This window comes from Lonsdalea iberica, assembly GCF_002111585.1.
Taxonomy (GTDB): Bacteria; Pseudomonadota; Gammaproteobacteria; order Enterobacterales; family Enterobacteriaceae; genus Lonsdalea; species Lonsdalea iberica.
In genome coordinates this window covers 116,138-125,828 of record NZ_LUTP01000007.1, presented here as the reverse complement: position 1 = coordinate 125,828, position 9,691 = coordinate 116,138, and the positions used below count along the sequence as shown (strand labels likewise).

Annotated in this window: 9 protein-coding genes and 1 pseudogene; 6 read left to right on the top strand and 4 right to left on the bottom strand. The window is 56.8% G+C overall.

The features are described 5' to 3' along the window. Positions 1 to 151, top strand: a pseudogene (locus AU511_RS17640) (YeiH family putative sulfate export transporter); the annotation flags it as partial. A gap of 113 nt (positions 152 to 264) precedes the next feature. Further along, the gene (gene nfo, locus AU511_RS04520) at positions 265 to 1,116 is read left to right on the top strand and encodes a deoxyribonuclease IV (protein WP_094101011.1); all 852 of its coding nucleotides are present in this window, start codon (positions 265 to 267) and stop codon (positions 1,114 to 1,116) included. Between the two features lie 156 nt (positions 1,117 to 1,272). On the opposite strand, the gene fruA is transcribed toward nfo, so the two are convergent. From fruA to fruB, 3 genes are read right to left on the bottom strand one after another with little or no spacing between them, the layout of a single operon-like run. Next, positions 1,273 to 2,985 carry a PTS fructose transporter subunit IIBC gene (gene fruA / locus AU511_RS04515; RefSeq protein ID WP_094108908.1) on the bottom strand — a complete coding sequence of 571 codons (1,713 nt, stop codon included), beginning with the start codon at positions 2,983 to 2,985 and terminating at the stop codon, positions 1,273 to 1,275. Between the two features lie 16 nt (positions 2,986 to 3,001). Beyond that, the gene (fruK, locus tag AU511_RS04510; RefSeq protein ID WP_085652922.1) at positions 3,002 to 3,940 is read right to left on the bottom strand and encodes a 1-phosphofructokinase; all 939 of its coding nucleotides are present in this window, start codon (positions 3,938 to 3,940) and stop codon (positions 3,002 to 3,004) included. Then, positions 3,937 to 5,067: a fused PTS fructose transporter subunit IIA/HPr protein gene (gene fruB, locus AU511_RS04505; protein ID WP_094108907.1), complete on the bottom strand. Its 1,131-nt coding sequence runs from the start codon at positions 5,065 to 5,067 to the stop codon at positions 3,937 to 3,939. The genes fruK and fruB overlap by 4 nt, the downstream gene beginning before the upstream one ends. 325 nt (positions 5,068 to 5,392) lie before the next feature. Here fruB and AU511_RS04500 point away from each other — a divergent pair, with 325 nt between their 5' ends. Further along, a complete protein-coding gene (locus AU511_RS04500; RefSeq protein ID WP_094108906.1) occupies positions 5,393 to 6,574 on the top strand; it encodes a sugar efflux transporter in 1,182 nt (393 codons plus the stop codon). A 14-nt stretch (positions 6,575 to 6,588) separates the two neighbouring features. On the opposite strand, the gene AU511_RS04495 is transcribed toward AU511_RS04500, so the two are convergent. Continuing rightward, a complete protein-coding gene (locus tag AU511_RS04495) occupies positions 6,589 to 6,843 on the bottom strand; it encodes a YkgJ family cysteine cluster protein (RefSeq protein ID WP_094108905.1) in 255 nt (84 codons plus the stop codon). A 187-nt stretch (positions 6,844 to 7,030) separates the two neighbouring features. Here AU511_RS04495 and yeiP point away from each other — a divergent pair, with 187 nt between their 5' ends. The 3 genes from yeiP (at position 7,031) to AU511_RS04480 (ending at position 9,400) form a co-directional block, all read left to right on the top strand. Beyond that, positions 7,031 to 7,603, top strand: a complete 573-nt coding sequence (yeiP, locus tag AU511_RS04490; RefSeq protein WP_094101006.1) for an elongation factor P-like protein YeiP — start codon at positions 7,031 to 7,033, stop codon at positions 7,601 to 7,603. Between the two features lie 67 nt (positions 7,604 to 7,670). Further along, positions 7,671 to 8,660: a CobW family GTP-binding protein gene (locus AU511_RS04485; protein WP_094108904.1), complete on the top strand. Its 990-nt coding sequence runs from the start codon at positions 7,671 to 7,673 to the stop codon at positions 8,658 to 8,660. A 35-nt stretch (positions 8,661 to 8,695) separates the two neighbouring features. Then, positions 8,696 to 9,400 (top strand): phosphatase PAP2 family protein, encoded by a 705-nt coding sequence (locus AU511_RS04480; RefSeq protein ID WP_094108903.1) that lies wholly within the window; start codon positions 8,696 to 8,698, stop codon positions 9,398 to 9,400. The last annotated feature ends 291 nt before the right edge of the window (positions 9,401 to 9,691 follow it).

Genomic DNA, 9,691 nt, shown 5'->3' with positions numbered 1-9,691 from the left:
AATGGCGATGGCCGCACTGGGGATCGCCACTCGCATTCAGATGCTCAGACAGGCGGGCATCAAGCCGGTGCTGTTAGCATTGCTGCTGTTTATCTGGTTGATGGTCGGGGGCGGCGCGATCAATTTGGGCGTGATGCACCTGTTTTCCTGATTCGGGCACGCCGGGCTTGCCGTCCCTGGTGCCGATAATGTCATAATGCGCTCGCCAGGCGACGCCCCGCGGTATCTATCACGTCGGGGCGTTCCGACATACAGGAGAAACGAATGAAATACGTAGGTGCTCACGTCAGCGCAGCGGGCGGCGTTGATCAGGCCGTCATCCGCGCGCATGAGATCGAAGCAACGGCATTTGCGCTGTTTACCAAAAACCAGCGCCAGTGGCGCGCCGCGCCGCTAACCCCAGAGGTGATCGACCGCTTCAAATCAGCCTGTGAGCAGTATCACTATACGCCCGCACAGATCCTGCCGCACGACAGCTACCTGATTAACCTGGGACATCCGGTTGAAGAAGCATTGGAAAAGTCCCGTACCGCTTTCATTGACGAGTTGAGCCGCTGTCAAGAACTGGGGCTGACGCTGCTGAACTTTCACCCCGGCAGCCATCTGCAGCAAATTGACGAAAGCCGCTGCCTCTCGCGCATCGCCGAGTCCATCAACCTGGCGCTGGATGTCACCGAAGGCGTCACCGCCGTGATTGAAAATACGGCGGGACAAGGCAGCAACCTCGGTTTCCGCTTCGAGCATTTGGCTGAAATCATCGATCAGGTCGAAGACAAAAGCCGGGTTGGTTATTGCATTGATACCTGCCACGCCTTTGCTGCAGGCTACGACCTGCGTACGGAAGAAGATTGCCAGCGCACCTTCGATGAACTGGAAAAAGTGGTTGGTTTACAGTATCTGCGCGGTATGCATCTCAACGACGCGAAAAGCGAATTCAATAGTCGAGTCGACCGCCACCACAGTCTTGGCGAAGGCAACATTGGCAAAACGGTGTTCAGCCATATCATGCGCGATCCCCGCTTCGACGGTATTCCCCTGATTCTGGAGACGGTGAATCCCGATATCTGGCCCGACGAAATCGCTTGGCTGAAATCTCAGCAGCGCGCTGAACGCTAAACCCCGTCCCCTCAGCGGGGGGCTTATATCAAGTAATTTCGCCTATCCGCCGTCCTGCACGACGAATGGCATCCTTACTCTCCGTTTCGCCAAAAAAAACGCCAGTCCGTAGACTGGCGTTTTTTATCAACATCCTTGTTATCTCTTAGGCCCAACTCAAATGTGTTCGCTCTGCGCCGCAACCGCCGCAGTGGATTCCGGCCGTTTCAGCAGGGCATACAGCACCCCGCTGACCACCGTACCAGCAATAATAGCAAGCAGGTAACCGATAACCGGGGTAATCGCTCCCGGAATCAACAGGACGAACAGCCCCCCGTGCGGCGCCATCAGTTTAGCGCCCACCGCCATGGACAGTGCGCCAGTCAATGCGCCGCCAACAATGCAGCACGGCAGGACACGCATCGGGTCGCGCGCGGCGTAAGGAATCGCCCCTTCGGAAATGAAGCACATCCCGAGCACCAGCGCAGCCTTGCCGCCTTCTCGTTCCGGCGGAGTGAATTTCTTGCCCGCCAGCAGCGTCGCCAGCCCCATCGCCAGCGGCGGCACCATTCCTCCGGCCATAACAGCCGCCATTGGTGCGTAAACCTGACTACTGAGCAGCGTCGTACCGAAGACATAGGCCACTTTGTTGACCGGTCCGCCCATATCCGTGCACATCATGCCACCCAATATCGCGCCGAGAATGACCGCGTTGGCCGTGCCCATAGACTGCAACCAAGAAGTCAGCCCCGTCAGGATTTTAGCGACCGGCGTGCCGACCACGTAAATCATGACCAGGCCGGTAATCAGCGTCGCTATCAGCGGGATAATCAGTATGGGCTTCAGCGCGTTGAGACTTTGCGGCAGCTTGACGTGATTATTGATGGCGCGAGCCAGATACCCCGCCAGGAACCCGGCGATGATCCCGCCGATAAATCCTGCGCCAGTGCTTACAGCCAGCATCCCGCCGACCAGGCCCGGCGTCAGCCCCGGACGGTCTGCAATGGAAAAGGCGATATAACCGGCCAGCACCGGCACCATCAGCGCGAAGGCGGAACCGCCCCCGATCTTCATCAGCGCCGCGGCCAGCGTCCCTTCCTGCTTGAACGCCTCGATGCCGAACACGAACGAAAGCGCGATACACAGACCACCGGCCACCACCATCGGCAGCATGTAAGAGACCCCGGTCAGCAGGTGGCTGTAGGGCCCGGTGCCGCCTTTTTTGCCCCCAGCCGCCGGCGCGCTGGACTGCCCGGACGGTTGATAGACGGTGGCCTCCGCCAGTGCTTTATCCAGCTCCTGCGCGGTTTTCTTCAGCGCCAGACCCGTCGAGGTGCGGTACATTTTCTTACCCGCGAACTTACTCAGGTCGACTTCGATATCGGCGGCGACGATCACCACATCCGCCTGCTCGACTTCTTCCGGCGTGATAGGGTTGCCCGCGCCCACGGAGCCGCGCGTCTCCACTTTGACCCACCAGCCGCGCTTCTTCGCTTCCGTTTCGATGGCTTCCGCCGCCATAAAGGTGTGAGCGACACCGGTCGGGCATGCCGTGACGGCGACAACGCGGGTCACACCAGTCGAGGCCGCGGAAGAGGGCGCTTTCGCCGCTGCCGCTGCGCTCGCCTGATAAGGCGTAGCTTCCGACTTGGCTTTTTCCAAAAACGCCTCTGGCTGACTCAGCGCTTCTCCGACGTCAGCGAGAAACGCGTTTTTTCCGTTCAGCGTACTGTCTGCCTGTTGACCGCCAAACACGATGACCAGCTCAGCCTCGGTAGGCTGCTCCGTCAGCGTGAGTCCCGCTTTCGACGCCGCGGCGCCAAGCTGGTTTTGCACTAATCTGCTTTTGACTCTTCCTAACGACTTATCGAATATCAGCAGCGTTTTCATTGTGCTTCTCCTGCTGTTAATTGAAAGGTTTCAAATCAACGCGGGCCATCATCGCAGCCAGCTGCGGCCGGTCCGTTACACCAACATTGCTCTGGCTGACCGCCAGTGCCGCCACCGCCGTCGCCAGACGCAGCGTATGCTCGCTGGATTCACGCATCAGAAGGCCATAAATCAGGCCGCCGACCATGGAGTCGCCTGCGCCGACGGTGCTGATCACATCGCAGGCCGGCGGCTTAGCCAGCCAGGCGCCGGAAGCATTGACCCACAGCGCGCCCTCCGCGCCAAGAGAAATGACGACGTGTGCAATCCCCTGTTCACGCAGCGCGTGCGCGGCATCGACCACATCCTCCAGCGTCGGCAGTTTGCGGCCCGCCCAGATTTCCAGCTCGCGACGGTTAGGTTTGACCAACCACGGCGAGGCTTTCAGACCGGCCACCAGTGCTTCGCGGCTGCTGTCGAAAATGATGCACGGACATTGGCTGCGTAAGCGAGTCATCCAATCGGTAAAGGCGTCGGGATCGACGCCCGCCGGCAGACTTCCGCTGACCGCCACCATATCGAACTGCCCCAGCCAACTCAGCGAATCATTTACAAAGCGTTGCCAATCCTGCGGCGTCACTTCAAAGCCCGAGAAGTTCAGGTCGGTAACATCACCGTCCTGCTCCGTCAGCTTGACGTTGATACGCGTACGGCCGTTGACTACCTGAAAGCGGTTGGCGATCCCCAGCTCGCTGAACAGCTGCTGAAACCCATCCTGGTTATCTTTCCCCAGGAATCCGCCCACCGTCACATCGATGCCCAAGTCCTTCAGAACCTTGGCGACATTTATCCCTTTACCCGCGGCGTGCAGACCTGCGGTTTGAACCAAGTTAACTTCACCACGTTCGACCTGCGGGCAGTACCCCACTAAATCGTAAGCCGGATTCAGCGTAATGGTCGCGACTCTCCTGCTCATGCTCCCTCCCCTAATCCGGATGTAATAGCTTCACCTATGGCTTTCAACGCGGCTTCCGCATCGCTGCCATTGGCCGTAAAACGTAAACGATGGCCGGACTTCACGCCCAGCGCCACCACTTTCATCAGGCTGCGGCCGTTGGCCGGTTTGCCCGTCCCGTCGAGGTTGGCGACGGTGATTTCACTCGTAAACTGTTTGATGACGTTGACCAGCATGGCGCCAGGGCGGGCATGCAGGCCGTGCTCGTTACGAATAACGAATTCCGCCACCAGCGCATTGCTTTCTTCCGCCGCTTCGCTGGATAACAAGGTCAGCAGCGTCGGCGCGTCCGCGCTGAGCAGGCTGTCAGACTTACCTGCGTTCAGCAACTTGCTCAGGTAATCGATGGGCGCATTCACCTGATCGTCGACGGCTGACATCGTCAGCAGCATCGCCACTTTTTCATCATCGACGACGAACGGTTCGAGCGGGCGACTGACCGCCAGCGCACTGATCTGATTGCCTTCCTGACTATCGCTGACCCAGATGCCGTGGCCTAAATGCAGCGGCTTGCTGGCTACCGCATTGCTGACGAACCGAGCATCGACGGCGCCGATTTGCTGCAATTTACCTGCATTCAGCGCCTGCAACGTAATCAGATTGTCCGTCGCTACGTTAAGGGTAATCAGCGAGGCGTCGAAGCGAAACTCCCCGGCCTGTTGTTCGCCCATCAGCAAACTGCGCAACTCTTCCGTCGACGTGGTCGTCGCCAGCCGTTCAGCCACGCTGTCGTCGCTCAACACGTGCGTCAGCTGACGCAGCAGCGCCAGATGTTCGTCGGAGCGTGCCGCGATGCCCAACACAACGTAAGCGGTTTGGTTGTCTCCCCAGGCAATCCCTTTAGGAAACTGGAACACTTGAACGCCCGTTTTGCGAACCAGATCCCGCGTATCCGTCGTTCCATGCGGTATAGCGATACCGTTTCCCAGATAAGTAGAGGTTTGCAGTTCACGCTGTAGCATTCCTTCAACATACCCTTCGCTGACGCAACCGGCTTCAGTCAGCGCGGCGGCCACTTGTTTGATGGCCTCCTGCTTGTCGCCGGCGGTCGCCCCTATATGAATATCTTGCTGTGACAACTGGAACATAGCTCTCCTCTCCTGCCGAACTTGAATCGTTTCAGCTTTTATGGGAAAAAAATGACCGAGTGATAAAAATCGTTTCATAAAACACGAAACTGAAACGTTTCAAAAATATTGCGTCTTTCCCAATATCTATGCAAGCATTGTCCATAAAACTCAGTGTGATTCTTAGAGGTCACGCACATTTTCGCATCAACAAGGTTATAGTTCAGTTTGAGCGGGATGCCAGCTGAAAACGTGCTGAACGAAAAGCGACAAAACGGTTTACCCTTTCACGTCACGCAGGCGTAGAATACGGCGCTCTGTCTAATTTTTACTCCGTCAGACCATCATGCATACATCAGCCGGTACATCGCGGCGACTGCCCGACATTACCGCGTCAGCTTTTCTGCTGATTGCGTTTCTCTCGGGTATCGCCGGAGCCTTGCAGCTCCCTACCCTCAGCCTTTTCCTCTCCACGGAAGTCCACGCCCGCCCAATGCTGGTGGGGCTGTTTTACACCGGCAATGCGGTCATTGGTATTATCGTCAGCCAACTCCTGGCCAGTTACTCCGACAAACGCGGCGACCGAAAACGGCTCATCGTGGCCTGCTGCCTGTTCGGCGCGCTGGCCTGCTTGCTGTTTGCCTGGAATAGAAACTATGCGGTGCTGTTGTTGGTGGGCGTATTCCTCTCCAGCTTCGGCTCGACGGCCAATCCGCAGCTTTTCGCGCTAGCGCGTGAATATTCCGACCGTTCAGGACGCGAGGCTGCGATGTTCAGCTCCGTAATGCGCGCGCAGATCTCGCTCTCCTGGGTCGTCGGTCCGCCTGTCGCCTTCGCGTTGGCGCTCGGGCTGGGCTTCCCTGCGATGTATATGGCCGCGACCGGCGTATTCCTGCTATGCGCTCTATTGGTCGGACTGCTTCTGCCTTCCATGCCGAAGCATCCCCGCGTCAAAACCGCCGAAACGCTGGATCCGCCGCGCCGCCATCGTCGCGACACGTTGTTGCTCTGCGCCGCCTGTACGCTGATGTGGACCTGCAACGGCATTTACCTCATCAATATGCCGCTTTATTTAGTCCAGGAACTGAAGCTGGAAGACAAGCTGGCGGGGGTAATGATGGGAACCGCGGCAGGCTTGGAGATTCCGGCGATGTTGATTTCGGGTTATCTCGCCCGGCGTCTCGGCAAGCGCTATTTGATGCGGCTGGCCATTGCCGCCGGCCTGCTGTTTTATCTTGGGCTGTGTCTGCTGTACTCGCCGTGGGCGCTACTGGCGTTACAGTTGCTGAACGCCGTGTTCATCGGCATTTTGGCCGGTATCGGCATGCTTTATTTTCAGGATCTAATGCCGGAACAGGCGGGAGCGGCCACGACGCTGTTTTCGAATACGTCCCGCGTCGGCTGGATCATTTCGGGGTCGCTGGGCGGACTGGTGGCGGAAATCTGGAGCTATCATGCGGGATTCATCTTTGCGCTCGGCCTGAATCTGGCCGCAGGCTACTGCATGTGGCGCATTGAGGATGTCTGACTCACGGCAAACCGTCAGGGCGCCGTCGCATTTTCAAGCCGGATAAGATAGATGAGCGCCTCATCCCGGTGTTCGCCGCACATATCTCGCTGAGGTTGGAGGCTGGCGCAGACGGACGGCCGTAACGGCGAGTGAAAAATGCCACAGCGCATCCGCTCGTCCAAATGAATGCAAGGCGTGTTCGCGGGCTTTCCCTCAGGCATGCCGGGGATCGGACTCGATATAGAGGGAGCAATGCAGCAAGCGCCACAGTCGGGACGACAGTCCATCACGAAGTTCCTATGGGCGATGAGGTGCGGGGTGACAAAGGCGGACCTTATCAGCCATCACCGGTAAAGACTACCGCTTTTCCGCGCATTGACGCCGTGGGACGTAAATCCTGCTTGCCTGAATCCGGCCGCGCGAGTAACTTGTCGCCACAAAAATTTATCTGACCCTTCACAAGGTATGTCTTCCATGGCAAGAGCTAACGAAATCAAACGCGGTATGGCCGTTAACTACAACGGTAAACTGCTGCTGGTCAAAGATATCGATATTCAGAGTCCGAGCGCCCGCGGTGCCAGTACGCTGTACAAAATGCGTTTTTCCGATGTTCGCACCGGTCTAAAAGTCGAAGAGCGCTTTAAAGGTGACGATATTCTCGACACCATCACGCTGTCCCGCCGTCAGGTGACCTTCTCTTATATTGACGGCGACGAATATGTCTTTATGGATGATGAAGACTACACGCCGTACAACTTTAAAAAAGAGCAGATCGAAGATGAGCTGCTGTTTATTCCTGACGGCGGCATGCCCGGCATTCAGGTTTTGACGATGGATGGAGAGATTCTGGCGCTGGAATTGCCTCAGACGGTCGATCTGGAGATTGTCGACACTGCGCCCGGCATCAAAGGCGCTTCCGCCAGCGCACGTAACAAACCGGCCACGCTGAACACCGGTCTGGTAATCCAGGTGCCGGAATACCTCAGCGCCGGTGAAAAAATTCGTATTCATATCCCGGAACGCCGTTACATGGGTCGCGCCGATTAAGACTGACTGTGCCTACGCCCGGTTCATGCCGGGCGTCTTGTTTCACTGATTTCTGCGGGAGACGCCTGTGCTAACCCAAGTCAACGTGATTACCGGCTTCCTCGGCAGCGGCAAAACCACCACCTTGCTTCATCTATTGTCCCAGAAACCGGCTGATGAAGTCTGGGCCGTGCTGGTCAATGAATTCGGCGAAATAGGCGTCGACGGCGCTTTGCTGGCTGACCGCGGTGCCGTGTTGAAGGAGATTCCTGGCGGCTGCCTGTGTTGCGTTAACGGCTTGCCGATGCAAGTCGGGCTGAACATGCTGCTTCAGCAGAAAAAACCGCATCGTCTGCTCATTGAGCCCACCGGACTCGGGCATCCGAAGCAAATTCTGTCGTTGCTGCGTTCCTCGACTTACGAACCCTGGCTGACCGTACAGGCAACGTTGTGCGTACTGGATGCACGCCAGTTGGCGGAGCCACGCTATACGGAAAACGAAAACTTCCGTGACCAGCTAGCGGCGGCGGATGTCATTATCGCCAACAAGCAGGATACCTACGACGATGGCGATCGCGCCGCGTTAGGCCGCTGGTACGACGATGTCGGGCAATCGCGCAGGCTCCTCTCGGTGAGTCAGGGAAACATTGACGCTGCGCTGCTGGAGCTGCCGGGAGAACGCGGCGCCGAGCTGCCGTCCGCCCGCCACCATCATCATGATGAACCAGCGCGTCAGGGATTGGCTGCACTCAGTCTGGACGGACAGACCACCTGGAGACGTGCGCTTAATCACGGACAGGGATACCATTCCTGTGGCTGGATATTTGATGCCGAGTCGGTGTTTGACACGGCGAGGCTGCTTGACTGGGTACGTTTGTCACCGGTGAACCGCATCAAAGGAGTAATGCGTATTCCGGAAGGGACGCTGGTGGTCAACCGTCAGGAAAACGATCTTCATATTGAAACGCGCTCGGCACCGCCGCCGGATAGTCGTATAGAGATTATCAATGAGACCGAAGCTGAATGGAATTCGCTACAGGGCGCATTGTTACAAGCCCGTTTAACCGCCATGCAGTAATTTATTTTTAATTCTTTAGTTAATGAGCAGTTCCTATGTTTAAACGAAATATTCCTGTGATTCTCTTATTAAACGCGATCGGCATTGCGTTGTTTCTTTCCTGGTATTTACCGGCCAATCACGGCTTCTGGTTTGCCATAGACGAGACTATTTTCTTTTATTTTAATCAACACCTGGCGACCAACCCAACATTTCTCATGCTGGTGGCGATGACCAACAACCGCGCGTTTGACGGCTGCTCATTGTTGGCGATGGGCGCGCTGTATCTGCGCTATTATCTTAAGGCGACCCCCGTTGAGCGCCGTCGCCTGCTGATCCTGGGGATCGTCATGCTGCTCACCGCCGTAGTGCTCAACCAGCTCGGTCATCTGCTGCCCGTGCAGCACGCCAGCCCGTCCTTGTTCTTCGAGAACGTCAACCGCGTCGGCGAACTAACCGGCATCCCGACCAAAGATGCCTCTCGCGACAGCTTCCCCGGCGACCACGGTATGATGCTGATGATTTTCGCCGCCTTTATGCTGCGTTACTTCGACGTTAAAGCCTTTTTCATTGGCGTCCTGATCACCGTTGTCTTTTCACTGCCGCGAGTGATGATTGGCGCGCACTGGTTCACGGATATCGCCGTCGGCTCACTGTCCGTCGTCTTGGTGGGATTGAGCTGGTGGCTGCTGACGCCCGCAAGCGACGCGTTGCTCAATGCCCTTAACCGTCGGCTTCCCGGTCAATACCGCCCGCGGTAAGGCTTCGCCGCAGCCAGACATTCTGCATTTTGGCTGCGGTTCTCCCGTCTTTTCCCCACTTTTTCATCTGTAAATGCCTTGTTCTGCTACTATTATTCCGTTCCGCAGTGATTTGTATGAGTTCTTTGTAAAATTTCATCACGAATTCATATAAATAAAAGGAGGAAAATGACTCGCAATATTTTTTTCATTCCGGTAGTCTCGACAAAATCTGTTATTTATGAACGATTGTCCGCCACGCGCGAAACGCTATAGATTCTGTTGCTATAGAAAAAGTGCTGCTCGGCACGG